The organism is Bacterioplanes sp. CLAM21 (genome assembly GCF_059641015.1).
The window spans coordinates 1,554,695-1,581,520 of the sequence record NZ_CM184929.1; the positions used below are offsets into that span (position 1 = coordinate 1,554,695).

At 51.5% G+C, this 26,826-nt stretch carries 22 protein-coding genes; 17 read left to right on the forward strand and 5 right to left on the reverse strand.

What is annotated here, in order from left to right:
• Positions 1–11 precede the first annotated feature (11 nt).
• Entirely contained in the window at positions 12–872 is an 861-nt protein-coding gene (locus tag AC55FS_RS07315) for a MaoC family dehydratase (RefSeq protein WP_496935415.1), read from the reverse strand.
• Between the two features lie 164 nt (positions 873–1,036).
• On the opposite strand from AC55FS_RS07315, the gene AC55FS_RS07320 reads away from it, so the two are divergent.
• From AC55FS_RS07320 to AC55FS_RS07335, 4 genes are all read left to right on the forward strand, one after another.
• The gene (locus AC55FS_RS07320; RefSeq protein ID WP_496935416.1) at positions 1,037–2,080 is read left to right on the forward strand and encodes an AraC family transcriptional regulator; all 1,044 of its coding nucleotides are present in this window, start codon (positions 1,037–1,039) and stop codon (positions 2,078–2,080) included.
• Positions 2,081–2,163: 83 nt separating this feature from the next.
• Positions 2,164–2,445 carry a hypothetical protein gene (locus AC55FS_RS07325; RefSeq protein WP_496935417.1) on the forward strand — a complete coding sequence of 94 codons (282 nt, stop codon included), beginning with the start codon at positions 2,164–2,166 and terminating at the stop codon, positions 2,443–2,445.
• A 250-nt stretch (positions 2,446–2,695) separates the two neighbouring features.
• A complete protein-coding gene (locus AC55FS_RS07330; RefSeq protein WP_496935418.1) occupies positions 2,696–3,742 on the forward strand; it encodes a DUF5610 domain-containing protein in 1,047 nt (348 codons plus the stop codon).
• A 42-nt stretch (positions 3,743–3,784) separates the two neighbouring features.
• Positions 3,785–4,036 (forward strand): glutaredoxin family protein, encoded by a 252-nt coding sequence (locus AC55FS_RS07335; RefSeq protein WP_496935419.1) that lies wholly within the window; start codon positions 3,785–3,787, stop codon positions 4,034–4,036.
• Between the two features lie 28 nt (positions 4,037–4,064).
• On the opposite strand, the gene AC55FS_RS07340 is transcribed toward AC55FS_RS07335, so the two are convergent.
• Together AC55FS_RS07340 and topA are read right to left on the reverse strand one after the other, a co-directional pair.
• Entirely contained in the window at positions 4,065–4,337 is a 273-nt protein-coding gene (locus AC55FS_RS07340; RefSeq protein ID WP_496935420.1) for a ComEA family DNA-binding protein, read from the reverse strand.
• Positions 4,338–4,537: 200 nt separating this feature from the next.
• The gene (topA, locus tag AC55FS_RS07345; RefSeq protein ID WP_496935421.1) at positions 4,538–7,201 is read right to left on the reverse strand and encodes a type I DNA topoisomerase; all 2,664 of its coding nucleotides are present in this window, start codon (positions 7,199–7,201) and stop codon (positions 4,538–4,540) included.
• 312 nt (positions 7,202–7,513) lie between these two features.
• Here topA and AC55FS_RS07350 point away from each other — a divergent pair, with 312 nt between their 5' ends.
• The gene (locus tag AC55FS_RS07350) at positions 7,514–8,296 is read left to right on the forward strand and encodes a hypothetical protein (RefSeq protein WP_496935422.1); all 783 of its coding nucleotides are present in this window, start codon (positions 7,514–7,516) and stop codon (positions 8,294–8,296) included.
• A complete protein-coding gene (locus AC55FS_RS07355) occupies positions 8,293–9,225 on the forward strand; it encodes a 1-aminocyclopropane-1-carboxylate deaminase/D-cysteine desulfhydrase (RefSeq protein WP_496935423.1) in 933 nt (310 codons plus the stop codon). The genes AC55FS_RS07350 and AC55FS_RS07355 overlap by 4 nt, the downstream gene beginning before the upstream one ends.
• On the opposite strand, the gene AC55FS_RS07360 is transcribed toward AC55FS_RS07355, so the two are convergent.
• The gene (locus AC55FS_RS07360) at positions 9,155–9,985 is read right to left on the reverse strand and encodes a DUF1853 family protein (protein ID WP_496935424.1); all 831 of its coding nucleotides are present in this window, start codon (positions 9,983–9,985) and stop codon (positions 9,155–9,157) included. The two genes, AC55FS_RS07355 and AC55FS_RS07360, sit on opposite strands and share 71 nt — an antisense overlap.
• Before the next feature lie 57 nt (positions 9,986–10,042).
• Here AC55FS_RS07360 and AC55FS_RS07365 point away from each other — a divergent pair, with 57 nt between their 5' ends.
• From AC55FS_RS07365 to AC55FS_RS07415, 11 genes are all read left to right on the forward strand, one after another.
• Positions 10,043–10,927: an NAD(+) kinase gene (locus AC55FS_RS07365; protein WP_496935425.1), complete on the forward strand. Its 885-nt coding sequence runs from the start codon at positions 10,043–10,045 to the stop codon at positions 10,925–10,927.
• Positions 10,928–10,930: 3 nt separating this feature from the next.
• Positions 10,931–11,887: a metallophosphoesterase gene (locus tag AC55FS_RS07370; protein ID WP_496935426.1), complete on the forward strand. Its 957-nt coding sequence runs from the start codon at positions 10,931–10,933 to the stop codon at positions 11,885–11,887.
• Positions 11,887–12,723, forward strand: a complete 837-nt coding sequence (locus tag AC55FS_RS07375; RefSeq protein WP_496935427.1) for a rhomboid family intramembrane serine protease — start codon at positions 11,887–11,889, stop codon at positions 12,721–12,723. Before AC55FS_RS07370 ends, AC55FS_RS07375 begins: the two co-directional genes overlap by 1 nt.
• Positions 12,720–12,968, forward strand: coding sequence for a YeaC family protein (locus tag AC55FS_RS07380; protein ID WP_496935428.1), 249 nt, complete (start codon positions 12,720–12,722; stop codon positions 12,966–12,968). Before AC55FS_RS07375 ends, AC55FS_RS07380 begins: the two co-directional genes overlap by 4 nt.
• Complete coding sequence (locus AC55FS_RS07385; RefSeq protein WP_496935429.1) at positions 12,968–13,801, forward strand: DUF2797 domain-containing protein; 834 nt, start codon at positions 12,968–12,970, stop codon at positions 13,799–13,801. Before AC55FS_RS07380 ends, AC55FS_RS07385 begins: the two co-directional genes overlap by 1 nt.
• Before the next feature lie 11 nt (positions 13,802–13,812).
• Positions 13,813–16,440, forward strand: a complete 2,628-nt coding sequence (gene pepN, locus AC55FS_RS07390) for an aminopeptidase N (RefSeq protein WP_496935430.1) — start codon at positions 13,813–13,815, stop codon at positions 16,438–16,440.
• Between the two features lie 127 nt (positions 16,441–16,567).
• Positions 16,568–17,935: a DUF1329 domain-containing protein gene (locus AC55FS_RS07395; RefSeq protein ID WP_496935431.1), complete on the forward strand. Its 1,368-nt coding sequence runs from the start codon at positions 16,568–16,570 to the stop codon at positions 17,933–17,935.
• Between the two features lie 195 nt (positions 17,936–18,130).
• Complete coding sequence (locus AC55FS_RS07400; RefSeq protein ID WP_496935432.1) at positions 18,131–19,336, forward strand: YCF48-related protein; 1,206 nt, start codon at positions 18,131–18,133, stop codon at positions 19,334–19,336.
• 6 nt (positions 19,337–19,342) lie between these two features.
• Entirely contained in the window at positions 19,343–21,826 is a 2,484-nt protein-coding gene (locus AC55FS_RS07405) for an efflux RND transporter permease subunit (protein ID WP_496935433.1), read from the forward strand.
• Between the two features lie 128 nt (positions 21,827–21,954).
• Complete coding sequence (locus AC55FS_RS07410; RefSeq protein WP_496935434.1) at positions 21,955–22,767, forward strand: hypothetical protein; 813 nt, start codon at positions 21,955–21,957, stop codon at positions 22,765–22,767.
• A 2-nt stretch (positions 22,768–22,769) separates the two neighbouring features.
• Complete coding sequence (locus tag AC55FS_RS07415; RefSeq protein WP_496935435.1) at positions 22,770–23,819, forward strand: AraC family transcriptional regulator; 1,050 nt, start codon at positions 22,770–22,772, stop codon at positions 23,817–23,819.
• Between the two features lie 197 nt (positions 23,820–24,016).
• On the opposite strand, the gene AC55FS_RS07420 is transcribed toward AC55FS_RS07415, so the two are convergent.
• Complete coding sequence (locus tag AC55FS_RS07420) at positions 24,017–26,506, reverse strand: M9 family metallopeptidase (protein WP_496935436.1); 2,490 nt, start codon at positions 26,504–26,506, stop codon at positions 24,017–24,019.
• Positions 26,507–26,826: the final 320 nt, after the last annotated feature.

Sequence of the window (26,826 nt, forward strand, 5' to 3'; positions counted from 1 at the left end):
TGCTGTTGGGGTTATAACGTCTGCCAGCAGCCTGTCATATGGATGCGTGTTTGCTCATGGTGGCGGATATCGAACACCACCCCCTTGTCATCAGGCTGGAAATTAAAGTTGACCTGGCAGGGCAGAAAAATCGGTTGTTTAAACTGGACGTCCAGTTGCCCTTGTTGTGTGTCAGTGATGTGACTAAGAGCGGCGGCGACACGGGCTTTGCTCCACATGCCATGAGCAATTGGACGACGAAAACCAAATAAGCGTGCACTGAAAGGGTATAAATGAATGGGATTGGAGTCGCCTGATACTCGTGCGTATCGTCGGCCGAGATTGGCCGGCAATTGCCATTGCTGTTGATGCGGGTAGGACTGTGGCTTGGCTGGGTTAGATCTATGAGGCGTTTTAGCAGCATTGCGTCTTGCGAGGTTAGTGCTAACACTTTCCCAGACCAGTTCTCCCAGCACTCGTACCTGGCTAATGATGTCAAACTCGAGACCTTTATCTGTTTGCTCGCTGTTGCCTAGCAAGCAACGGATATCCAATGGTTCATGGATGGCAATGGGGCGGTGCTGGGTGATGTGGTTGCGTATGTGTACCAACCCCATGGGTGCCAGCGGGAAGTCGCGGTGCAGCATCAGCTCAAGGTGCAGTGGAAAGGCTAATAAATGAGGGTAGGTAAACGGCAGGCAATCGCTTTGCTGCGAAAAACCACATACAGCGGCATAAGCTGCAACCTTGTCACTGTTTACTGTCTGTTGAATCAGTGCAGCTTCTAAATTTGGTATGGCGGTGACGGGGGTGGCGGAACCGCGCGCCAGCAGCGCTCGCAAATATTGAGACAGAAGTGCTGGAGGCTGTTGGTATTGCATTTGTGTGGTCATATTCAATGCAGATCTCGCGGGGTTTCTAACCAGTCTAAGGCGGCTATCAATGTGCCCCATTGGCACGACTTCAGCGCGGTGTGCGTCAGCACAGTCAATTGTTACTTGCTCTGCAAGGCTGATCTGGCAAAATCGAGCCACTTTATTGAGGATTTCAGACATTTATGTCAGGTGGAATGGCAGAACTGCGCGACTCCGGCATTATGATTCAGCTGGCTTTTCAGGCCATGGAAAGAATGGGCTTGGGTCGACAGCGTATAATGCAGCGTCTTGGTGTCACTCCCGAGCTGCTAAATGATCGTCATGTGCGTACACCGCATGAGGCGCAGCTGCTGTTTTGGCAAGTGATGGAACAGGAAACGGCAGATGCGGATATTGGTTTGCATCTAGGCGAGCATATGCCGGTGTACAGTGGCCAAGTGTTGCAGTATCTGTTTCTTTCCAGCGCTACCTTTGGTGATGGTTTGACCCGAGCGCTGAATTATCAGCGATTGCTCAGTGATGCCTCGCAGTCTTCCGTTGGCGAAGAGGGTGAACTGGCCTACATCCAAGTTGATAGCAGCAGTGGTCGAGTGGCTGGGCTCAGGCAGCTGAATGAATGCCTGGCACTTGGGCTGGTGCGTTTTTTTGGTTTTGTCACCGACGATGCCTTTCGTCCTGCAGCGATCGATTTTAGCCATGACGAGCCTGAGTGCATTGCCGAACATCAGCGATTATTTGGCTGTCCGATAAATTTCTCAGCGTCAGAAAACCGGCTGTATTTTGATCGTCAAATTCTTAGTTTGCCATCATCCTTGGCTGAACCTGAGCTATTGCAGCTGCATGAACGTTTGGCCAGTGAGCACGTCGCCAGACTTGAGCGCCAAGACATTGTTACCCAGGTATATAAAGCCTTTGGCGAAATGCTCGAAAGCGGCCAAGTGACGTTAGAGTCGGTGTCAGCGCGGCTAGGAATTAAAGCGCGTACGTTACGTACCCGTTTGTCAGATGCGGGCACTAATTTTAATCAGCTGTTGGCCGACTATCGCTGCAATTTGGCGAAACGTTTATTGGCTAATACCGATGAAAGCATTGATGAAATTGTGTACTTAACGGGCTTTTCTGAGCCCAGTACCTTTTATCGGGCATTTAAGCGCTGGACTCAGCAGACGCCGGTTGAGTATCGCTTGCATAAGCGTGCTTTGGTGCAAGAAGCTGTTGAAGGATAGTCACAGCTGTCTTTTCTTAAGACGCTGGCTCTTACCGCGGCTGCGGGCCATTGTGTGTACTGTTACTACTCAAGGAGCCCACTATGAAGCACGCACCGCATCTGATTCAGCCATTGGTTGATCATCTGGTACAGCAAGCCGATCCCAGCAGTGCCCAAAAGGCCTTATTAGAAGCTGGAGTATTCAGTCGTTCAGAATTATTGGCAATGACCCCAGACGCCGTGAGCATTGCTTATCGCACCTTGCGTCATGTGCAGCTGATGCATTGCAGCAGTGAAGAGCTACTGCAAACCATTGAAAAGCATCAAGCTTGTTGGCCTACTGACTTGAGCGATGACTTCAAGCAAGGCGCCATCAGCTACTAGCCCTATCTAACCGGCGGGGGAAGAGCGCTATTTGCCGTCTTTTCCACTGCTGGTCCCACTTTTCCGCTGCCGGCTCTGCTGCCAGGCAAGCTTCCTGCGAATCGCTGTCATGTTTAAAGTTTGATTCTGTTAATAATCTGAATAATGGCCTGAGCGACTTAGCTGTCGTTGATCTATTTTTACCTGAGCGCCTATCAAGCCCCCAGCCTTTACGGCCGATATGATAGGTAAGGTGCATCAGGAGGTGCTTATGGCCATTCAAATCCCACCATCATCGTATCAACGTTCATCGAATCCGTTTGCGTCATCGTCACCTGCGCAGTCATCTCCTGATGCGAAAGCCAGCGACTCGGCTAAGCAAGTGGCCGGTATTGTTCGTACTCAGCCGCAGAGTGCGGAAAGAACAGCAGCCAATATTCTGAATTTCGTCCAACGTGGGCTGCAACAATTGCAGTCTCAGGGGGCGGATGATCAACGCATTCAGCAGCGTTTGGAGGCTGCTCGTCAGGGAATCGAAAAAGGCTATAAACAAGCTCAGGAAATGCTTGATGGCATGGGCATGCTCGATGAGGCGTTGCAAGGACAAATTGCTGCAGGGCGAGAAATGGTTGATCAGGGCTTAGAGAAACTCGCTGCTGATCCTTCTGCCCAGCTATTTGAACAGCCCAGTGAGGTTGAATACAGTGCGGCGGCATTGTCGGTCAGTAATCAGATGAGCCTGGAGGTGGTGACACGCGATGGCGATCGTGTACAGGTCAGCTTTGCCCAATCATCTAGCGCTGCTGCCAATCTGTCTGGCAATCGGCTGTCTCTAAGTAGCAGTGCCGATCTGGGTTATCAGATGACGGTGATTGGGCAGTTAAGCCAGCAGGAGACACAGGCATTAGATTCATTGTTTGCCGATGTTTATGCCTTGTCAGAGCAGTTTTTCAAAGGTGACTTAGGCGGTGCGCTAGAGCAGGCGATGAATTTGGGCTTTGATGGCCAACAACTGGCGTCGATGAGCTTAGATCTGCGCCAACAAGCCAGTGTGTCACGCCAAGCGTTTTACCCTAGCGCCCAACCACAGTTACCGACTGCTGATTTACAAGCATTGCAAGCGCCGTTAGCTGCTTATAGTGAAGCGTATGAACAGGCATTGGAGCGTGCTCAACCTCTAGCAGAACCACAAAAAACATTACGTGACATGATGGCTGCTTTATTGCCCGAAGAATCCAGAATGCCAGTGTGGCAGTCCTTTAGTGACGGGTTAGATCAGGCGCTGGCGAACATGAATACCTCTTCCGTGGAAGCCTGACACGGGTATACTGGCCGCCGATAATGTCCGTCGGGGGAGATCATGGCCTGGGTTTTGTTAGGTACCGAAGGCTGTCACTTGTGTGATGATGCTCAGCAGGTAATTTTGTCGCTGCATGGGCAGCTGCCCGTTGATGTGTTTGTGCAAGATATTATTGATAACGAGCCGTGGTTGCAGCGCTTTGCTGAAAAAATCCCGGTGTTGCTGGATGAAGAATCTGGCGAGTATTTGTCTTGGCCGTTTGATGCGATATCGGTATTGCATTGGTATCAGCAGTTGAACGCTGAAAAATAGAGCCACGATGTTCGTGGCTCTATGGTGGTTATTCTGCCACCAGCAGCTGGCGATTCGATGCCAGAGTCGCTTCTCCAATGCCTTTGACTTTGGTCAGCTCTTCTGGGCTGGTGAATTTACCGTGATGGTCACGGTAGGCCACAATCGCCTGCGCTTTCATTTCTCCAATGCCCTTCAATGACGCTAACTGTTCGACGCTGGCGGTATTGATATTAACCGGCTCAACATTGCTAGTCGGGTCGGCATAAGCCAAACAGCTGGCCATTAATGTGCTGAGTAAACATGCTTTTATCCATTGCATAGTGTCATCCTCCTTGTTGGGGAAAATGAGCCTAGCAATGGCCCTAGGGTTCAGCTATCAGACTTCTCACCGAGATTGGTGTCATTTTGTACGGTAAGAGACAGTTTGCAGGCCGGTAGGTTGTGGCTTAATTGAACCATCAGCCGATGGGAAACCAGATGAACATCCTGTCGATGTTCATCTGGTTAATAGGCCCTAGCTTAGGAGTCGGCCTTGGCTTTGCTTTTTTTGCTTTTAGCCTTGGCTTTTTCTTGTTGCTGCCACTGGCCATCGACGAAATAGGCGCTCCAGCCTGTCGCTTTGCCCTCTACCTCAGTCATTACATACTGCTCTTTGGTTTTGCGGCTATAGCGAATAATACTGGCATTGCCATCGTTATCGGCGCGCGGCGCATCCAGCAGATAATGATATTTCTGTGGCAACTCAGCCTGGTGTGACAGTAATTCCGCCACCAGTGGCGCTCGTGTTTCCCGGTTTTTGGGGAACTGGCTGGCCGCCAGGAATAAACCTGCGGCGCCATCACGCAGTACATAGGTATCGTCTACCTTCTGGCAGCGCAGTTCCGGCATGGGAATCGGGTCCATTTTCGGCGGTGCAGCTTCACCATTTTTTAGCAGTTTGCGGGTGTTTTTACATTCGCTGTTGGTGCAGCCAAAATATTTACCAAAACGGCCAGATTTAAGCTGCATTTCGCTGCCACAGCGATCACATTCCAATACCGGACCATCGTAACCTTTGATTTTGTACTGACCCAGTTCAACATCAAAACCGTCGCAATCTGGATTATTACCACAGATATGCAACTTACGTTGTTCATCGATTAAGTAGCTATCCATGGCTGCGTCACACAAACGACAACGACGCTTATCCATTAAGCGACGGCTTTCGGCTTCTTCATCTTCATCGGCAGTAATGGCTTCTTCGCCCGGAATCAGATTCAGCGTTTGTGTGCAGCGCTCTTTTGGCGGCAAGTTATAGCCTGAACAGCCCAAGAATACGCCGGTCGAGCCGGTGCGTATTTGCATGTTGCGAGAACAAGTAGGGCAGCTAATGTCGGTGTCGACCGGGGCGTTGGGACGCATGCCGTCGTCGCCCTCGGCCTGTTCCAACTGTGCTTGGAAGCCGGAATAAAAATCGTCCAGCACTTGGGTCCAGTTGACGTCGCCATCGGCGATATCATCCAGCTTTTCTTCCATATTGGCGGTAAAGCTGAAGTCCATCAGGTCGGCAAAGCTTTCCGTTAAACGACTGGTAACGATATCGCCCATTTTTTCTGCATAAAAACGCCGCCCTTTGAGGCTGACATAACCACGCTCCTGAATGGTCGAAATAATTGAAGCGTAAGTCGAGGGTCGCCCAATGCCGCGTTTTTCCAGTTCTTTTACCAGCGCAGCTTCTGAGAAGCGTGGCGATGGTTTAGTGAAGTGCTGTTTTGGATCGATGCTTTGCAGCGCTAATTCGTCGCCTTGCTGAACGTCGGGCAACAACACATCGTCTTCACCCTTGCCCTGCGGCGGTAATACTTTTAAATGGCCGTCAAAGCGAATGACCCGGCCACGGGTACGTAATTCATAGTCACCAGCGGCGAACACAATGCTGGTGCTGGTGAAACGTGCATCTGTGGTCTGACAGGCAACAAAGCGGCGCCAGATTAAGTCGTACAGGCGCTGCGCGTCGGGCTCCATACTACTCAGGTCGGCGGCACGTACAGTCACATCGGACGGACGAATGGCTTCGTGCGCTTCCTGGGCACCTTCTTTCGAGCTGTAGCGTCTGGGCTCTTGCGGTAAATAATCGCTGCCCATTTGATCACTGATGTACTGACGTACGCTGTCCAGGGCGTCTTGTGACAGGTTGGTTGAGTCCGTACGCATATAGGTGATGTAACCCGCTTCATACAAGCGCTGAGCCAGCGTCATGGTCTTTTTAACGCTGAAGCTTAAGCGTGTACTGGCTGCCTGCTGCAAAGTCGAGGTAATAAAAGGTGCAGCAGGCTTAGAGCTGGTAGGTTTATCTTCGCGTTTGGCTACCCGATAGCTGGCGGCTTGCAAAGCATCAACGGCCGTCTGCGCTTGTTGCTCATTGGTGGGGCGGAATTCTTGCCCCTGATAACGGGTTACCTGGGCTCGGAGGTCATCACCTTGGGCGGTGTTGAGTTGGGCAAAGGCTTCCCAATATTCTTCTGGCACAAAAGCGCGGATCTCGCGCTCACGCTCGACAATCAGGCGCACGGCAACGCTTTGTACACGACCGGCAGATAAACCGCGCGCGACTTTTGCCCACAGTAATGGCGATACCATAAAGCCCACCACGCGATCGAGAAAACGTCTCGCCTGCTGCGCGTTAACACGATTCATGTTCAGCTCGGAGGGCTGATCAAAGGCTGACTGAATGGCATTTTTGGTGATCTCGTTGAACACCACCCGGCGGTACTGTTGCTCGTCACCACCGATCAGCTCACGCAGGTGCCAGGCAATGGCTTCCCCTTCGCGGTCCAAATCCGTTGCCAGATAAATGTGATCGGCGTCTTTGGCCAAGCGTTGCAGCTCATCGACCACTTTTTCTTTGCCTGGCAGTACCTGATAATTGGCTTGCCAGTTATGTTCCGGATCAACGCCCATTCGCGCCACCAACTGCTCTTTGGCTTTGCGCTTTTTATGGGTAGCTTTTTCTTCCGGCGACATTTTACGGGTCAGTGCTGCCTGGCGTGCCCGTTCTTTGGGGTCAGCCTTGCTGCCGGAGCCGGAGGTCGGCAAATCGCGCACATGGCCGACGCTGGACTTAACGACGAAGTTTTTGCCCAGATATTTGTTAATGGTTTTCGCCTTGGCAGGCGACTCCACAATTACCAGCGATTTGCCCATATTCCTTTGCTAAACCTGTTTTTTGTTGCCATGGCGGAAGCCCTGAAAGCGACACTTTATAGGCATACCCCCGGGGTGGGTCAAGCCCAAGTACTGCTCCATGGGCGGCTTTGCGGCAAATTTGGCACATTAAATGCCAGTTCCAGCCGAGTGTCAGTGCAGTCAATGTAGACCAGTCTGGCGGCCATGTAGAGTGCTCCGTGCCAGCCTTTCGCGGTAGCGAGCAGATATCGACTATTCTTATCGGTAGCTGCGCCATAGCAGATGGTCAGCATTAATCGAAGGTTTCATCGTCTTATCAAGGTGAAGTGAATGTCGGCGATAGGGTTGGTCATTGCCATCGCAATTCCCGTTGCGTTGATCATGCTGGGGTTGGTGTACGCAGGGCGCCGTCAGCAAAAGAATCATTCTAAGCGCTTGCAGGCCAAAGCCATTCGCCAGCGCGCGGATGAGCTACTAGAAGCGTTGGAGTTTTTGATTTCGGTAGATAACCACAAAGAGATTCAAACCTTATTACTGGAGCGGGCGGCATACCTATACGACCGCTATCGCCAGGAGTTGCCAAAAACCGAGCAGCCAGAGGAAGCCAGTGCCGAGCTGGATGTGGATTATTACCGCCAGCAAATTGAATCCAGTAAGGGCAATCGACGGGTATTAAAAAGTGATCGTGAAATTCGCTACGCCAAAACCCAGTTTTCCAAGGTGTTAAAAGCCCTCGGGCCTATGATCAAAAGCAAGGTGATCTCTGAAGCGGCGGGCATGGAGTATCGACGTTATCTGCGTTTGACCTTGCTAGAGAAGGAAGTTGATACCTTTACTGCCCAAGGCGATCTGGCCGCCCAGCGTGCCGATGTGGTGACGGCCAGTACCTATTTTAAAGCGGCGAAAAAACTGCTGATTGAATGTGATTTGCAGTATCCGGAAAAAAATGAACGTATACGCGCACTGACCAAGCGCGCCTCGGATTTGTATCGCGGCGAGCAATACGAAGCGGAAGATAATCTGGCGAAAGAGCTGTCGAAAGAAGCTCGTGCCCAACAAGATGAGTTTGGTATACCCTTGGACCCAAACTCTGGAGTTAAAAAACGCTTTTGAAAGACGCAAACCATACCGTGGCCGACTGGCTACAACCCCTTGCTCATTTATTAACTTTCTCGCCGCTTATTCAGCCGTTGAACGACACTGCCGATATTGCTTGGCTAAGCACAGAGCACCGCCATATCAACGGCAATAAACCGTGGAAACTGTTTGGCCATTTGCAGTCATTGCAGCAAAAACCGCAAGCAATCCTCAGCTTTGGTGGGCCACACTCCAATCATTTGCATGCTTTGGCAGCCTGTGGCCAGTTGTTAAATGTACCTACCATAGGGGTGGTACGCGGTTATGCTGATTGCTCTTTAACGCCAACGCTGCAGGATTGCCAAGGCTTTGGTATGAAACTCGAGTTTGTTGATCGTGTGACCTATCGCCGCCGTCATGATGATGAGTTTATCGACGCGTTGGCGCAGCAGTGGCAAGCCGTGGTGGTGCCTGAAGGTGGCGGCGGCGAGGCGGGGCGTTTGGGCTGTGCAGCATTGGCGCAATTAGCCGTGGGTTACGACGAGCTATGGCTGGCGGTCGGAACTGGTACCACAGCAGAAGGTATCGCCAGTGTGCTGACAGCTGATACTGAGCTGGTCGGGGTTAATGTGGTCGCGGACCAAGGTGAGCGTCAACGACAATGGCAGCAGCTGCGCTGTCGCTGGCGCTTGATAGACGACATGCATGGCGGCGGCTTTGGCCGCATTAATCAGCCATTGCGCGACCTGATTCGGCGCTACGATGGTCGTGGTATTAGCCTTGATCCCGTGTACACCGCGAAACTGATGCAAGCCTATGAAACCTACGGCCAGGCCGATAAAAGAGCGCTGCTGTTGCATACCGGTGGGCTGCAAGGTCGGCGCGCAGCAGGCTTTAGTTGGGCCAGTGATCGGGCATCAGCATCCAGCGCTGCTGCTCTAACATCGATGGTGCCAGCAGAATAACGCACAGACCGCTATCAAGCTGTTGAAAGTGGCGAGTACAGTAGTCGATCAGCTGCTGGCGTGACACGCTCAGCGGTGCCTGTACTGGGCTCAACCAGTCGGATTTGGCCATTATGTACCAGTTGCCGTCGGGCAAATAGTGAGCGGCTTCGCCGATATGGCACCAGCGGCCTTGCCAGTGCTCGTCATTGACTTCAACGGGCAAGGATGCGGAAAAGTCGACATTGGCGGGGTGGAACAAGCAACCGCGCATTAAGGCTTGGCTGTGCTTGGGCTGCCACTCAGCGGGTAGTTGCTGGCGGGCTTGCGACGTGTGTGCCAGTGGCAATTGTCGCTCGCGGGTATGACGGATCTTATCAGCCAGGTAGTCTCGCCGATTTGGGCCGATCCAGTCGTTGCCAAAACCCAGATAAAACTTCAGCGCCAGCTCTAAATGCAGCACCTCATATGGAGTCTGAATCAGAGCATCCAGCTCACCTAAGGTACGTTCCGGCGAGCGTATCTGCAGATTAAATTGCGCCGGCCAGCCCAGCAGCTGAAAGTATTGCTGCCACAAATGTTCAAAGCGAAAGCCTAATCTGGGACTGGTGAAGTCAGGCGTTTGCTGCGGCCATTGCTGGCGGTATTGCAACCAGGACGGTGTTGCTGGACTCCAGTCACAATCGAGCAATGACGGGCCATAAATACTCCAATACCAGGGCCGTTGCTCAGCTGGTAGTTCAAGGTAAGCGCTGGAGGGTTGGCTGGGCTGGTCTATCAAGTGTCATAAACTCCTGTATTATGAGCGCCACATTCCCTGCCCGGTATGGAACAGTTGATGGAAGAGTTTCGCAACATCGGCATTATTGGCCGTTTAAACAGCAACAAGGTAATAGAAACGGTTAAACGACTTAATCGTTATCTGCTCGATGAAGGCTATCACGTCATCCTTGATGATCGTATTGCCGAAGTGATGCCCGGGCATGGCATGCAGGTTTCCAAGGTCGGCCTTCTAGGTGAGATCTGCGATCTGGTGATCGTGATCGGCGGCGATGGCAGCTTGCTGGGCGCCGCGCGCGCCTTGGCTAAATACAATGTGCCGGTGCTGGGTATTAACCGTGGTCGGTTGGGCTTTTTAACGGATATCAGCCCAGATGAGCAAATGTGCGAAGCGGTGCAGGCCGTGCTTGACGGAGACTACGTTGAGGAGCGGCGTTTTCTGCTGGATGCCGAAGTCAAACGCGATGGCAATCCAATTGCCAGTGGTGCTGCTTTAAACGATGTGGTGCTGCATCCGGGCAAATCGGCCCGTATGATCGCCTTCGATTTGTATATTGAAGGCCAGTTTGTTTACAACCTGCGTTCCGATGGTTTGATTGTGTCTACGCCAACGGGATCAACGGCCTATGCCTTATCCGGTGGCGGTCCGATCATGCACCCCCGGCTAGATGCTTTGGTTTTAGTGCCCATGTTCCCACATACCCTGTCGAGTCGTCCGATTGTGGTAGATGGTAAGAGCGAAATTAAGATCGTGATTGATGCCAGCCAGGATATTTATCCGACCGTCAGCTGCGACGGCCAGACACACACTCCTTGTGCGCCTGGTGACAGTGTGACGATTCGCAAAAAAGCGCATAAGTTGAAGTTGATTCATCCCAAGAACCACAACTTTTACGAAATATGTCGCACTAAGCTGGGCTGGAACAGCAGCGTCGGAGATTGAGGTATGCATCAGGGATATGACCTGATTGGGGATATTCATGGCTGTGGTAACACCTTGATTACCCTGCTGGAGCAAATGGGCTACAGCAAAAAAAACGGTGTTTATCAGCACCCTAAGCGTAAAGTGGTGTTTGTTGGCGATATTGTCGACCGTGGTCCGAATATCCGCCTGGCCTGCCATGTGGTGCGCGATATGGTCGACGCAGGCCATGCCGACATTGTGATGGGCAATCACGAATACAATGTGGTGACATATTGCACCGAATCTCCGGCTGGAATGCGCCAGCCCTACCTGCGGCCGCACACTCAACGCAATAACTTTATTGTTGAGCAAACGCTGGAGCAGTTCGCCAACTATCCGGCCGAGTTTAAAGAGTTTCTGGCCTGGTTTACTGAGCTGCCACTGTTTTTAGACTACGACCACTTCCGGGTGATCCACGCTTGTTGGGATCAGGACATGGTGGATGAGTTTGTGGCGCGCTATGGCGGCAACCAACTGCACGCCGGGTTATTACCAGAATCCATTGATACCTCCAGTTTTCTGTATCGCTTTCTTGACCGCTCGCTGCGCGGAACCTCGTTAAAATTGCCTGACGGCCGTTCGATGACGGCCAAAGATGGCATGGTACGACAGTTCTTTCGCACCAAGTTTTGGCAGCATAATCCCGAGCGTTACAGCGATGTGATTTTTCAGCCCGACCCTTTGCCAGAAGACATTCAGCATGCCTTGCTCAGCCCGGAAGAAAAGCAGCAGCTGCTGTATTACGGTCGTGATCAAAAACCACTGTTTATCGGTCATTATTGGATGTCTGGCATTCCAGAGCCGATTGTCTCCAACATCGCTTGCTTGGATTACAGTGCGGTCAAATACGGTCGCTTGGTGGCTTATCGCATGGATACCGAGCGGCGATTGCAGCCTGGCAAGTTCACCTGGGTTCGGGTCGAGAAGAGCGAGCGTTGATGGCGGCAGTACGTGTGTTGGTGGCCGATCTCAATATTGATTTGTCACCGCTAACCCAGCAGTTATGGGCCGAACGTGTCGCTCATCGGGTAATCATCGAAGATGGTCAGCAGCATTTGTTGGTGGCTCAAGCCGAAGATGCCGAGCGCGTGAAATCATTGCTGCAGCAGTGGCAAAACGGTGAACTGAACGATCAGGCTACGCCCCATGACAGTCGTCCCTGGCAGGCCTTACTGGCGCTGACGGCAACACCGTTGTCGACGTTAGGGTTATTGGTTATTTGGATGATGTATGGCTGGATGCAGCTGAGCCCTGAGTGGCAAGCTTGGCTGCTGTTTGGACAAGAGTTATGGCCCCAGCAGCGCTGGCAGTTGGCAACTTACTGGGACATCGGCTTTTGGCCTCTGTGGCGTCCGGCACTGCTGCACTTTTCTATTTTGCATATCGTCATGAACAGTTTTTGGTGGTGGCTGTTGGCTCGGCGCATTGAGCGGGTCGATGGCGCGGTATGGCTGATTATTCTCACCCTGGCCAGTGGCCTGATCGGAAATCTGGTGCAGTGGTGGTATGCAGGTCCGGCCTTTGGCGGGGCATCAGGCATTACCTTGGCGCTGTTAGGATGGGTCGGTCTGCGCCAGAGGCGAGGCTGGCATTATCAGCTACCGGCCGGGTTATTGCCGTTAATGTTGGGGTGGCTGCTGTTAACCCTATTTGCAGACACTCTGTTTCCGGGCCTGAGCGGCACCGCTCACGGTGCTCATTTGGGCGGCCTGATCTTTGGCCTGACCATGGCACTGCTATGGCCTAAACGACCTTCACAAGAGGTAAATTCATGACACTGGAGCAACTGATTCAGTCGCTGACACCTGAGGTGTACGAGAACCTCAAAAATGCCATTGCCACTGGCCGCTGGCCGGATGGTCGCAGACTGGTGGATGACCAGCGCGAACTGTGCATGCAGGCGGTGATTTATTACGAGCAGGCCCATGACGTGCCGGAAGATCAGCGGGTCGGCTACATTGGCGGCCAATGTAGCTCAAAGTCCGACGATGACGATGTGCAGCCGCTGAATTTGCATTGATGACCACCTTCGAAGGGCATTTGTCCAAACTTCAGATCCAGGTCGATGACGCTGGTATGGCGGCCTATAGCCTAGTGCTGGATGATCAGCCGGTGTTGCCACTGAATCGCTATGTTGGCGCCAATGTTAGCCTGACTCATCTGGGCCAGATTCATTGTCAGCATTGTGGTCGGGCTACTAAAAAGAGCTACTCCCAAGGTTTTTGTTATCCCTGTTTTCAGACCTTGGCGCAGTGTGATCGCTGCATGATGGCGCCTGAGACCTGTCATTATCAGCAAGGCACTTGTCGCGATGAGCAATGGGCGCAGCAAGTCTGTTTTCGCGATCATATTGTCTATCTAGCCAATTCGTCCGGCGTTAAAGTCGGCATTACCCGCGCGACTCAGATACCCACTCGTTGGTTGGACCAAGGTGCTAGTCAGGCGCTGGCCATTGCCCGTACTGCCAATCGCCGTCTGGCTGGGTTATTGGAAGATAGGGTACGCCAGTGCGTCGCCGACCGAACCAATTGGCGAGCGCTATTAAAAGGCGACGCCGAGGCTGTCGATTTGACTGCCACCTGGCAGGATTTGCGTCAGCAGTTGCAGGCGCCTTTGGCCGAGCTAGCGCAGCAATATGACGGCGAGTTGCAGTGGTTGATGGAAGCGCCCTGGCAGGTGGCCTATCCAGTGCAGCAATACCCCAGTAAAGTAGTCAGCCACAACTTTGATAAAACTCCGGAAGTGAGTGGTCGCTTACTGGGTATCAAAGGCCAGTACCTGATATTGGATACAGGTGTCATAAATTTACGAAAATTTAGCGCTTACCGCATCTCGGTCAGCGTGGCAGATTGAAGGAGACGCGCATGCGCGATGCACAACCCAATACCAAATATTTAAAAGACTATACCGCTCCGGCCTATTGGATTGATAAAACCGAGCTGACCGTTGAGCTGCTGGACGATTACACCGACGTTACTGCGACCTTAAGCCTGCGTCGCAATGACGAGCTGGATGCGACGGGCATTCTGCAACTCGATGGCCAGGAATTGGAGCTGCTGTCGATTGACTTAGACGGCGAACCGTTGGCGGCTGAGCGCTACCAGCTGGGTGAGGAAACACTGACTCTGCACGGTTTGGCCGAGCAACATCAGCTGACCATTAAAAATCGCATTTACCCACATAAAAACACCGCTCTGGAAGGTCTGTACCGCAGTGGCGGTATGTACTGCACCCAGTGTGAAGCGGAAGGTTTCCGTCGCATCAGTTACTACCTGGATCGCCCTGATGTGATGTCAGAATTCACCACCCATATCGTTGCTCGCGATGGTCAATGGCCGGTGATGCTGTCTAACGGTAATAAGATTGCGGATGAGTTACAGTCGGACGGTCGCCGTCGGGTGAGCTGGCACGATCCATTCCCTAAGCCCTGTTATCTATTTGCACTGGTGGCCGGCGACTTACGTGTGCTGGAAGACAGCTTCACCACCATGAATGGTCGTGAAGTGGCACTGCAGATCTTTGTTGAGCCACAAAATATCGACAAAACCGAATACGCCATGGACGCGTTAAAGCGCTCTATGCGTTGGGATGAAGAAGTCTACGGCCGCGAATACGATCTGGATGTCTTTATGATCGTCGCGGTAGACGACTTCAATATGGGGGCGATGGAAAACAAAGGCCTCAATATTTTTAACTCATCTTGTGTGCTGGCCAACCCGGCTACTGCTACCGACAGCACGTATCAGCGCATTGAAGCCATTGTTGCTCACGAATATTTCCATAACTGGTCCGGTAACCGAGTGACTTGCCGTGATTGGTTCCAGCTCAGCCTGAAAGAAGGCTTTACCGTTTTCCGCGACGCTGGTTTCTCTGCCGATATGAACTCGGCCACGGTGAAGCGTATTGAAGATGTGCAAACCTTGCGCACGGTTCAGTTTGCCGAAGATGGCGGCCCTATGGCGCACCCAGTGCAGCCAGATTCTTTCATCGAAATTTCAAACTTCTACACCGTTACCATTTATGAAAAGGGTGCTGAAGTTGTCGGTATGTTGCACCGTTTATTGGGTGCTGATGGTTTCCGCAAAGGTTCGGATCTGTACTTTGACCGTCATGATGGCCAGGCGGTGACCATTCATGAATTTGTTGCGGCAATGGAAGAGGCCAATGGCATTGACCTTAGCCAGTTTAAACGCTGGTACAAGCAGGCCGGAACTCCGGTAGTACAGGCCAGCAGCCACTATGATGCTGCCGCTCAGACTCTGACCTTAACGCTGAAGCAGCACACGCCAGATACTCCAGGGCAAAGCGACAAGCAACCTTTGTGGATTCCGTTGGCATTGGGCTTGATCGATGCAAACGGCAAGGATATGCCTATTCAGGTAGAGCCTGCCTCGGCCTGGACAGACAGCAGCCAAGTTCTGCATTTAAAAGAAGCGGAGCAAACCTTTGTCTTCCATGGTGTGAGTGAGCAGCCGCAGTTGTCCTTACTGCGCCACTTCAGTGCACCCGTAAAACTGGAATATCAGCAAAGCCCAGAGCAGCTGTTGTTTTTGTTGCAGCATGACAGTGATGGCTTTAACCGTTGGGATGCGGGCCAAAAGCTGATGCTGCAATGGATGTCTCAAGCACAGCAGCAGGACTTTGCGTTAACGGCAGCGGAGCAGCAGGTGCTGATTGGCTTGCTGCAAAATGACGAGCTGGATAAGTCGATGCTGAGCTATTTGCTGGCATTGCCATCTGAATCCTATGTTGCTGAGTTCAGCTCACCGGTTGATCCGCTGGCGATTCACACCGCCCGTGACACGGTGCGCAAAGCCATCGCGGCTACCTTGCTGCCGCACCTGCCGACGCGTTATCAGCAACTGCAATCTGACGATGCTTATCAGCCAGAACCCCAGCAAATGGCGCGTCGCGCGCTGAAGAACTTGCTGCTGAGTTATTGGGCGCTGGCCAGTGATGATGGCGTGGCGGCAGCGCAAGCGCAGTTTGAAACGGCCGATAATATGACCGACCAAATGGCGGCGCTGTCTGTGCTGGTGAACTGCGCAGAAACAGCTCAAGCCGATAGCGCATTGCAACGTTTCTACCAGCAATGGCAGCACGATACCCTAGTAGTGAACCAGTGGTTGTCGGTGCAAGCAGGCTCTAGCAAGCGCGCCAATGTCGCTATGATCGAGCAGTTACTAACCCACGAAGCCTTTGACTGGCGCAATCCGAACAAGGTGCGTTCGGTGTTGGGTGTCTTTGCGTCTCAGGCGTTGGTGTCCTTCCATCAAGCCGACGGCAGTGGTTACGCCTTGCTGGCCGATGCGATATTGAAACTGAATGCTATCAATCCGCAAATGGCGTCACGCTTGCTCACGCCGCTGACTCGCTGGAAGCGCTTGGTACCTGAGCTGTCGGGCCAGATGCGACAGCAGCTGGAGCGTATTCAAGCGGCTGACGATCTGTCGAAAGACGTGTACGAAGTGGTCAGCAAAAGTCTGTCCTGACCTGCCAGGGTGTCAGTGCTGAGAGGTACTGACACCCAGACAATACTGCGTTGCCGTTTGAGCAATAACGCAAGTTTCTTTATGCTGCGAGGTTCAAGCCGCTGCAGCGGAAGTAAGAGGTCGCATAATGAAAAACAATAATTGGATCGCGGCCGGCGCCATCGCGTTGGTTGTCTTCGCTTCACACAGTTGGGCCGCCGTCTCAGTCAAACAGGCAGACCGTCTGAAACAGGAGCTGACCCCCTTAGGCGGCGAACGTGCCGGTAATGGCAACGACATTCCGCCCTGGCGTGGTGGTCTGACCTTACCGCCGTTGGGCTATAGCAAGCCTGGCGAGCATCATGCCGACCCTTACCCGCAAGACCAACCGCTGTTTACCATCACAGCGTCGAATATGAAGCAGCATGCGCAGTACCTGACCGAAGGTCAGCAGGAAATGTTTCGCAAATATCCTGACACCTTTCGCATGCCGATTTACCAGACCCGCCGCACCGCCGCCGCACCTGAGTGGGTGTACGAAAACACCTACAAAAATGCCATTCGTGCGGAGTTAGGTGGTGAGGGTAATGCGCTGTTGTATGCCTATGGTGGCATTCCATTCCCAATCGCGAACAATGGTTTGGAAGCCATCTGGAATCACATCACGCGCTGGCGTGGTATTTATTTAACCCGTCGTGCGTCTGAGCTGGCGGTGCATAAAGATGGTGATTATTCGTTAGTGACGGTGCAGCAAGAGGTGGAGTTTAACTACTATCGCCGAGATCGCAGCATCGAAGACTTAGATAACGTTTTGTTTTATTACCTGTCTTTCACTAAGGCCCCAGCGCGATTGGCCGGTGGTGCCGTACTGGTGCATGAAACACTGAATCAGGTCGATGAGCCACGTCAGGCTTGGGGCTACAATGCCGGTCAGCGACGGGTACGACGTGCCCCTAATTTGGCCTATGATACGCCGATTGCCGCCGCAGACGGACTGCGTTATGCCGACGATACCGATATGTTTAACGGCGCACCGGATCGCTACAACTGGAAATTGCTCGGTAAACGTGAACTCTATATTCCCTACAATAATTATCGTTTAAGCGCCAAAGGCGTGAACTATGACGATTTGATTCAGCCTGGCCATTTAAATCCAGACTATACCCGCTATGAAAAACATCGTGTCTGGGTGGTTGAGGCGACGTTAAAAGAAGGCATGCGCCATGTTTACCAGCGCCGGGTGTTTTACCTCGATGAAGACACCTGGGGCATAGCGGTGGCTGATCAATACGATGCCGCCGATGAGCTGTGGCGGGTCAATATGGCCTATATCAAAACCTATTACGAGCTGCCGGTAACCTGGACCACTATGGATGTTTTCCATGACTTGAAAGCCGGCCGTTATCATCTGCAGGGCTTAGATAACCAAGAAGAAGCCACCATCGATTACAGTCAGGAACCGCCGGGCGAGCGCTATTTCACCCCCGCAGAACTACGTAGGAGGGGGCGTCGCTAAGTCGCCGTGAAAGCGTGCCAGAATCACTGTTTGGCTGCTTTCGACCGATGGCTTGGCTGGGCTGAAAGGCCCATGAACAGCGGTAATAGTGGATTGTTGATATCTTACATTCTGTAACATCAGGCGGTTAGGCAAGCCTTTAGCGTTAGGCTATGCTAGCCGCCTTCCGACATTAGTATAATAACGGAGTTCTCTATGTTATCTGATTTGGTTCAGCGCCGTGGCTGTGCCTGGCGGGCGCTGTGGCGACGCTTCACCATTGGCCTTGTGTGCTGTCTTTTTTTGGCACCGGCTGCGCACAGCGCTTGGCAAGATCCTTTAAACACGCCCGCCATGACCACGGCACTGGCGCACAAAGAGCTGTTGCTTGATGTGACCCGTGCTGATCAGCGGTTGATTGCGGTGGGGGCCCATGGCCATATTATTTATTCAGACGATCACGGCCGTCACTGGCAACAAGCCAAGGTGCCGGTCAAGGTGACCCTGACGTCGGTGCATTTTCCATCGGGGCAGTTTGGTTGGGCCGTGGGTCATGATGGTGTGATTCTGCACAGCACTGATGCTGGCCAAAGCTGGATCAAACAATTTGATGGCTTTCGCGCTAACGATGCCATTGTTAGTGCAGCCAAACAATTAAAAGCCAACCGCGAAGCGGCGTTAGCAACAGCAGAAGCCGATGGCGATGACGTTGCTATTGAAGAGGCCGAAATTCGTTTAGAAAGCGCCACCTTTGCACTGGATGATGCCTTATACGATCAGGAAACCGGTTCAACCAAGCCTTTTTTAGACGTGTGGTTTTATGACGCTCGTCGCGGCTTTGCCGTTGGCGCATACGGCATGGCGTTTTACACCGCCGATGGCGGCCAAACCTGGCAGGATATTTCTGCCCGTATTCCTAATCCCGATCGCATGCACTTAAATGCCATTGAACCCGTAGGTGCTACTGCACTGACGTTAATTGGAGAAGCGGGCACTTTAATTCGCTCAGATGATTTGGGCGCCAACTGGCGTGCCATGTTGGCACCCTATGAAGGCTCGTTATTTGGCTTGGTTAATGACGATCAGCAGCAGTGGTTATATGGTCTGCGCGGTCATGTTTATCATTCCACCGATGCCGGTATTAGCTGGGTAGAGCTGCAAACGGGCAGTGAGCAAACGCTATTGTCTGGCGTAACGACGCGCGATCATACGGTGCTGGTGGGCAATGGTGGCTCGGTGGTTATGCTGTCCCACAAAAACAACAAGATTCGCTCCATTATCATCGAAGGGCGCAAAGCGTTTGCTGGCGTTGCTCAAACCAGCGAAGGCGATTTTATTCTGGTGGGTGAGGTCGGCGTTAAGCGCTTGTCTGCTTCGGGTGAGCTGCTGAGCAGCAGTATTAGTATGGCGTCAGGAGAATAACGGCAGATGAGTGAGCAAAAACACCATTTTAATAGCGAGCCGGAACACTACATTCTGTCGCCAGAAACCGAACCTATGCTGGAGCGCTTTCTTTTTGGCAATCGCACGACGGTTTTAATTCTGCTGGCATTGCTGACTGCTGTGTTTGCCTATGGTTTGAGCAAGGTCAGACTGGATTCTAGTATCGAAAAATACATTCCGCTGAATCACGAGTACATCCAGAATTATCTGGTGCACAAGGATGATATGAAGAGCGGTGTGGCCAATGTGAAAATCGCGGTAGAGGCTGTTGAAGGCGATATTTTCACCAAAGACTACATGGAAACACTGAGTAAAATTAACGACGAAGTGTTTTTTGTTGGCGGCGTAGATCGCTCTGGCATGCAGTCTTTATGGACTCCGAATACCCGCTGGACCGAAGTGACTGAGCAAGGCTTTCAGGGTGGCCCCGTTATCCCCGCCACCTATGATGGCTCGGACGACAGCCTTGAACAGGTGCGTCAGAATGTCTTGAAGTCTGGCCAAGTCGGCCGTTTGGTGGCGAATGATTTTTCCTCTTCCATCATTGATGTACCTTTGGTCGAGTACGATCCGGAAACCGGTGAAAAGCTGAGTTATCAGCAGTTCTCGCATCAGTTGGAAGAAAAAATTCGCAGCCAGTTTGCTGGCGATAACTATCGCATCTACATCACAGGGACGCCGAAAAAACTCGGTGATCTGTTGGATGGCGCTGGTCAAATTGTATTCTTCTTTTTGGCGGCCATGATAGCCACCGCGGTGCTGTTATACCTGTATTCACGCTGTCCTATAGGTACTGTGGTGCCGATTGTGGCATCGTTGATTGCCGTGGTTTGGCAGTTGGGTGCATTGGCGTTATTGGGCTTCAGCATTGATTTATATTCCGTGCTGGTACCGTTTTTGGTGTTTGCGATTGGCATTAGTCATGGTGTGCAAATCATTAACGGCATCGCCATTGAAAGTGGCAAAGGTGCTAACCGTGAGCAGGCGGCCCGACAAGCGTTTCGTGGTTTGTATGTGCCAGGCATGTTGGCATTAATGTCTGACGCCATTGGCTTCTTAACCCTGTTATTTATCGATATTGGCGTGATTCAGGAGTTGGCTATTTCGGCTTCGGTGGGTGTCGCCATGATTATTGTCACCAACCTAGTGCTGTTGCCGATTGTGATGTCGTATCTGGGTATTAGCCGCTCAGGTGTGCGCCATGCAGAAAAAACCGAGCGTGCAGACCCGGTGCTGTGGCGTTTGGTATCGCAATTTGCCAATCGCAAAGTAGCGCCGATTCCGATTATTGCTGCCGTGGTGATGGCTGTTGTGGGTGTTCAGGTTAGCCAGGATCTTAAAATTGGTGATTTAGATAAAGGCGCACCAGAGCTTCGCGCTGATTCTCGCTATAACCTAGATAACGACTTTATGGTGTCTAACTACTCCACCAGCTCCGATGTGTTGGTGGTGATGGTGGAAACGCCGCCAGAGCAGTGCAACGACTTTAAAGTGATGGATGCCATCGATCGCTTTATGTGGCATATGGAAAACGTGCCGGGTGTGCAGTCGACGGTCTCTTTGGTGTCGGTTTCTAAGTTAGTCACCAAGGCGATGAACGAGGGCAACCTCAATTGGTCAGCGCTGTCACGAAACCAGACCATCCTCAATACCTCGATTCAGCGTGCGCCTAGTGGCTTATTAAATCCGGCCTGTTCGATGGCACCTGTGATTGTGTACTTAAACGATCACAAAGCCGAAACCCTCGAAACCGCTGTGGCCGCCGTTGAAGCCTTTAAAGCCGAATATGACGATAATGCAGAGCAAAAATACTTTGAGATGCGCATTGCGCAAATTGAAGAGGCCATTGCCAATGGTGAAATTGACTCAGTACCAGTACGTTTCCAGTTGGCTTCTGGTAATGCTGGCATTGAGGCGGCGACCAATCAGGTGATTGCCGAAGCGCAAAATACCATGCTGATGTTTGTCTACGTGGTGGTGTTTGTTCTCTGCTTTATTACCTTCCGCTCTTTTACTGCCGTGGCCTGCATTATTATTCCGTTGGCGCTGACGTCGGTATTGTCTCAAGCGTTAATGACTTATCTCGGCATTGGCGTGAAAGTGGCTACCTTGCCAGTGATTGCATTGGGTGTGGGTATCGGTGTTGATTACGGCATCTATATCTACAATCGACTTGAAGTGATGATTATTGCAGGGAAGTCGATGCAGGAAGCTTTCTTGGAGACGTTAAAGTCAACGGGCAAAGCGGTGAGTTTTACCGGGGTTACTTTGGCGCTTGGTGTGGGTACCTGGATACTGTCACCGATTAAGTTCCAGGCCGATATGGGCATCCTGCTGACCTTTATGTTCTTGTGGAATATGTTGGGCGCCTTAGTGTTATTGCCTGCACTGGCAACTTTTGCCTTGCGCCCCGAGCGTATGCGAGCACGTCATAAAGCGCGTCATGGTGATATCCCACCGGCGGGTTAATGGCATGGAAAAACGGTGGCCTTGGCCACCGTTTTTTTGTTCGAATAAACGTCAGCCAACGACTTGGATTGACTGCTGCTGAGAATCATCGACAATACAGCATCTTTTCTCGACCGCTGGAGTGTAGTATGACGTCGCCTCTGGGCTTGAAGCCTGATTTACCTGTGGTGGATATAACCTCTGAAGCCATTGGTTTATTGTGGCAAAAACGTGCTCAGGTGGTGCGTATGTTTTTACCTGTCGTGCTGTTACTGGCAGGAATCGATTGGCTGTCTAAGTATCTGTACCCAATCAGCGAGGCAGCGACGGGAGTCGTGTTTCAGCCAAATCAAGTGATTTTTATTCTGGCGTCACTGCTGATCAGCATCTTAATGGCGACCGCCTGTCATCGATTTACCTTACTGCCCAAAGAGCAATGGGAAAAAAATGCGTTGCATGGTTTTCGCCGTGAAGAATGGCGTTACCTATTGCGCTCAATCGTGATCGGATTGGTGGTCCTTCCAATTGCCTTGCTTGTGATGATCGCCATCATGGCGCTGGTTGGTCAGCAAGGTATGATGATTGCTGCAGCCGTCACTGTGATGATCGCTTTATATGTTATGTCACGTTTGGTGATCACTTTGCCGGCGCTGGCATTGGGTCAACAGAGCACGCTGAGAGAAGCATGGCAGTTAAGTCGTGGCTATGGCAGTAAGCTGGTGCTGATTGTATTTATTATTCCTATTTTAATGGGCTCGCCTTTTATGCTGATGGCTGGGTTGGATTCTGGCGTTGGTATTCTGGCGTATTTGGGTAGTTTTGGGATCTACATTACCAGCCTGATTTCATTGGTCATGTTGTCACTGTCATATCAGTTTATTTGTGACCTCAACCAGGTTGATGCCGTCACAAGCAACCAAAGCGAACAACCATCTGATTCCGACAATCACTTCGACGCCTAATCATGAAACTGGGAGATATCTCGGTCGCTTATGTGGAGTTATTGGTGCGGGCGGCAGAGCAGCTGGGGACCGATGCGCGGCCATTGTTGCAGCAGTATCAGCTGGATGAAGTTCGTCTAGCATCGCCCGATGCGCGTATCAGTATTCCGCGTTTTATGCGCTTGGGGCATGACTTGATTGTGAGCAGTCAGGCACCGCATCTGGGTTTGGTAATGGGCCAGCTGACGACCGCATCACATTTAGGCTTGGCAGGGCTGTTGGCGCAAAGCGCCAGTGATGTCCGTACCGCATGCCGGTGTCTCACGGAATACGAATTATTAGCCAGCTTTAATGCCCGAGGTCGCTCGCAATTTCTAATAGAAGCTGGCCAGGGAATAGCGCATTTTTATTCCATCAGCCCCTATAATGCCTACAACCTGTTTGTTGTGGATTCGGTGTTGGCCGGCTGGCTCAGCATGCTGCGCTGGCTTACCGGTCGTGACGATGTTGTCGCCAGAGTAGAAGTCGAGTTTGAAAGACCCAATTACGCTGACCATTATCGCGACTGCTTTGCGGGTGAATGGGTGTTTGGCGCTCAGCGCAATGCGGTGGTGCTGCATGATTGGGCATTATCACTGCCATCGCGCCACCGTTGTGCATCAACCTTTCATGGGTTAAAGCAACTGGCTGATCGTGAATTGCAGCGCGTGCGATTAGGGTTGAGTTTTCGTGAACAAGTTGAGCGAGCCATTGGCCCATTACTGAATGGACAGACCCCGACATTGGAAGCTGTATCGCAGCGGCTAAACATGGCTCCGTGGACAGTGCGGCGCAGACTCAGTGCAGAAAACACCAATTTTCAGCAAGTCTTAAACGATACCCGGCAAAATTTGGCGCTGAGTTATGTGCGCGATACCAGCTTAACGTTAGGGGAAATCGCCTATTTATTGGGCTTTGGCTCTGCGGCCGCTTTTCAGCGAGCCTTTAAGCGCTGGAGTGGTATTGCTCCAGGGCGTTACCGGGAGCAAAGCCGGGTTCACATTTCTACGGCATCGTCGCCTTCATCGGGATAATCATCCCAATCTAAATTGTCATCCATATCTGCCATTGCTGCATCCTTATATCGTGGCTAGCACCTTGGATCAGCAATCTCGCAAAGTTTGTGCCGAAAGTAAAAAAAAAGCGGGGATAAACCCCGCTTTTTTATTGGTTGCGACCATTGCCCTAGGTTGGAGCAAAGCTATTGCTCAACTCGAACCCCTGACAAGGTTTACCAAGTGCGACTAGCGCTACTGGACTGGTCGAAGCTATAACTCAGATCCACATTCCGATAGTTACCATCTACTTGCAAAAACAGGTTGCCGGATGCTGGGTTATCGATAAACAGAGTCGCTTGGGTGCCATGGCCCTTAGCTTGATGCTGGTAGTTTGTCGTGCTTGGCCAGTTGTCGCTTCTGCTGTAAATCGTCACGTCGCCACTGCCGTTTTGTGTGGTAATGCGCAGGTTACGAGCATTCTCTGGCACGCGGATCAAGAAATAGATTCCTTCGCTGCTGTTGATCCGACGCGGCTCATTTACGCTGAGCTGGTAGTCTGGAGCATCATGGCCGTCGTTATCGGTACCGCCACCGTTATCACCGCCATTGTCTGATCCACCTTGGTTTTTGTCGTACTCGGCAATACGTTGATCCAACCAGTTGGAAAAAGAAGCGTCGTAACGGTTTCCTAGCTGTTCTAGGTCACGCTTGTAATCTTCAAAGCGGTCTTGACGCATCGCCGTTAGCCATTGTTGAGTCGTGTTTGCTTGCACGGTTTTCATATACCAGCTTGCCAAATAACCCCAGCGATAAACACGTTCGGTGCCGTCGCTGTAGGTGTTTTGCAGTACTTCACTCAATGCTACTTTCTGACGCTTAGCTGCTTCAATTGCAGCATCGTTATCATCCAGGTGAGTCGCGTATTCCGCCATGCCTTCGGTCCACCAAGTGGTGGGGAAGCCCTGTGAGCGGCCAAAGGTGCCGTATAGGTTAAAGCGGCCATCCAGATAGTGGGTAAACTCATGGCGCAAGTTCCATACCGCAAAGTCATCTATCCACTCGGCACGGTAGGCGATAAATCGAGCCTGGTTATTTCGATCTGAAGGATTTCCTTCCAGGTACATACCGCCGTTGTCGGTGCTAATGCCAAAGAACAAACCAGCATATTTTTTGTAATCAGACGAGCTGTCGAAAATGATCACTTCCAGACGGTCGTTATAGTCGTCGGCAACTGGCTGGTACTGAGTATTAAACAGATCATGGAAACGCTTAGCCTGATCGGCCAAAGTGTTACACACCTCCTGGCGTTGGCCAGCAGTCAGATTTTGTGCACGAATATCAGCGGCTACGTTGCCACAGCTATGTTCAATGGACAAAATTCTGCTCTCAAGCTCTTTTTCGAAATTACAGATGCCGTAATAGTTACAATCGTCGTAGCTGCTGGTGACATCTGCCAGTGCCAACCAGGCACCGGATTGATCGCCAGAGCTGGGTAACGTTTGCAGCCAAGATTTAATCTGTGGGCGCAGTGTTGATTTAAGACTGTCGTGTTGTAAAAAACGTGCATATTCGCGATACGCATTTTCAGCCAGGTAAGCGTTATCGGTACCTAACAGAGATTTTTGCTGCTCGGCAAAGTGTGCTACGGCAGCTAACAACTTCTGTGTTTTCTTCTGATCAGTGACAAAGTCATCTTGATAGTGGCCACGGAATAGCACAGTGAACACGTTATTAGTGGCAACATTGCGACTGCGATTATCGCGATCAGACTTTGGATAAAATTCTAATATTTGAATCAGAGTATCAACGAATTGAGTATTTAATCCTGAGCTGTCGATCAAAGTGACGGATTCAGACAGCAAACTGTCAGCTTTTCCTTCGATACGATCAGTTGATAATAAAGTTGTTAATGCCTTTTGTGTGGCGTCGCGCAAACTACTGCTGTATTCGCCTACGTCGTCTTTGTGGTACCACTGTACATATAAGCCAGCACGCAGAAATAACACTGACGACTCGCTAGGTTGCTTCGAACCGGCAATATGTTTGGCCACAGTTTCCATTCTGGCTTGAGCGAAAGTGCGAGCTGCTTGTGGGCCAGTTAAAGAAAACAGGCCGTTGACGCACTGGCTTTCTGCCGCGGCGACGGTGGCAGCAAAGTCTTCATGACTAAAGCTATCTAGGCTCGCTGCTTTGCAGTCCCAGTCATGGGCAATTCCGGAGAAGTTATCATCACTGCCAGAATCGTTGTCGTCTGAGCCATCGTTATTGTCGTCTCCGTTATCATTATCGTCGGAGCCGCTATTGTCATCTTTATCACTTCCGTCGCCGGAATCGTTGTCGTTGCCGGAATCGTTGTCGTTGCCGGAATCGTTGTCGTTGCCGGAATCGTTGTCATTGCCGGAATCGTTGTCGTTGCCGGAATCGTTGTCGTTGCCGGAATCGTTGTCGTTGCCGGAATCGTTGTCGTTGCCGGAATCGCTGTCGTTGCCGGAATCGCTGTCGTTGCCGGAATCGCTGTCGTTGCCGGAATCGTTGTCGTTGCCGGAATCGTTGTCGTTGCCGGAATCGTTGTCGTTGCCGGAATCGTTGTCGTTGCCGGAGCCGCTGTCCGAATCATCGGTAACTGGGTTGTCATCATTGATGTCGCGGCCTTCACCTACTGTGTCTCCACCGCAACCAGTTAATACTATTGTTATTAATAAGCTAAGCCATATACGACTCATGCTGGTTTCTCCCTCATTGAAATCAGCGGCGATTTTAGTGAGAAGGTGTGACTGGTCGAGCAAAAAATCACCAATTTGTGAATCAAGTCATGAGAGAAAGTATTTGGCGTATTTCTGCTATTTTAATAATCACTAAGAAAATGAGATGAGACGAGTTTGACTCGAGTGGGATATTCGGTCCGGCAAAAGGTACAAAAAAAAATAAAAATGCCGAGTTTGTCACTTATTTCGTTTTTTACTCTATTACAGTTTGATGACTTTTGTTGATAACGTGACTACCGAGCTGATTACTTAGGTGATCGGGACAACAATGACAAATA

Excerpts from the sequence above, each read along its gene's own strand:
- AC55FS_RS07315 (WP_496935415.1), bottom strand. The coding sequence starts at position 872 with ATGACCACACAAATGCAATACCAACAGCCTCCAGCACTTCTGTCTCAA.
- AC55FS_RS07320 (WP_496935416.1), top strand. The coding sequence starts at position 1,037 with ATGTCAGGTGGAATGGCAGAACTGCGCGACTCCGGCATTATGATTCAG.
- AC55FS_RS07325 (WP_496935417.1), top strand. The coding sequence starts at position 2,164 with ATGAAGCACGCACCGCATCTGATTCAGCCATTGGTTGATCATCTGGTA.
- AC55FS_RS07330 (WP_496935418.1), top strand. The coding sequence starts at position 2,696 with ATGGCCATTCAAATCCCACCATCATCGTATCAACGTTCATCGAATCCG.
- AC55FS_RS07335 (WP_496935419.1), top strand. The coding sequence starts at position 3,785 with ATGGCCTGGGTTTTGTTAGGTACCGAAGGCTGTCACTTGTGTGATGAT.
- AC55FS_RS07340 (WP_496935420.1), bottom strand. The coding sequence starts at position 4,337 with ATGCAATGGATAAAAGCATGTTTACTCAGCACATTAATGGCCAGCTGT.
- topA (WP_496935421.1), bottom strand. The coding sequence starts at position 7,201 with ATGGGCAAATCGCTGGTAATTGTGGAGTCGCCTGCCAAGGCGAAAACC.
- AC55FS_RS07350 (WP_496935422.1), top strand. The coding sequence starts at position 7,514 with ATGTCGGCGATAGGGTTGGTCATTGCCATCGCAATTCCCGTTGCGTTG.
- AC55FS_RS07365 (WP_496935425.1), top strand. The coding sequence starts at position 10,043 with ATGGAAGAGTTTCGCAACATCGGCATTATTGGCCGTTTAAACAGCAAC.
- AC55FS_RS07370 (WP_496935426.1), top strand. The coding sequence starts at position 10,931 with ATGCATCAGGGATATGACCTGATTGGGGATATTCATGGCTGTGGTAAC.
- AC55FS_RS07375 (WP_496935427.1), top strand. The coding sequence starts at position 11,887 with ATGGCGGCAGTACGTGTGTTGGTGGCCGATCTCAATATTGATTTGTCA.
- AC55FS_RS07380 (WP_496935428.1), top strand. The coding sequence starts at position 12,720 with ATGACACTGGAGCAACTGATTCAGTCGCTGACACCTGAGGTGTACGAG.
- AC55FS_RS07385 (WP_496935429.1), top strand. The coding sequence starts at position 12,968 with ATGACCACCTTCGAAGGGCATTTGTCCAAACTTCAGATCCAGGTCGAT.
- pepN (WP_496935430.1), top strand. The coding sequence starts at position 13,813 with ATGCGCGATGCACAACCCAATACCAAATATTTAAAAGACTATACCGCT.
- AC55FS_RS07395 (WP_496935431.1), top strand. The coding sequence starts at position 16,568 with ATGAAAAACAATAATTGGATCGCGGCCGGCGCCATCGCGTTGGTTGTC.
- AC55FS_RS07400 (WP_496935432.1), top strand. The coding sequence starts at position 18,131 with ATGTTATCTGATTTGGTTCAGCGCCGTGGCTGTGCCTGGCGGGCGCTG.
- AC55FS_RS07405 (WP_496935433.1), top strand. The coding sequence starts at position 19,343 with ATGAGTGAGCAAAAACACCATTTTAATAGCGAGCCGGAACACTACATT.
- AC55FS_RS07410 (WP_496935434.1), top strand. The coding sequence starts at position 21,955 with ATGACGTCGCCTCTGGGCTTGAAGCCTGATTTACCTGTGGTGGATATA.
- AC55FS_RS07415 (WP_496935435.1), top strand. The coding sequence starts at position 22,770 with ATGAAACTGGGAGATATCTCGGTCGCTTATGTGGAGTTATTGGTGCGG.
- AC55FS_RS07420 (WP_496935436.1), bottom strand. The coding sequence starts at position 26,506 with ATGAGTCGTATATGGCTTAGCTTATTAATAACAATAGTATTAACTGGT.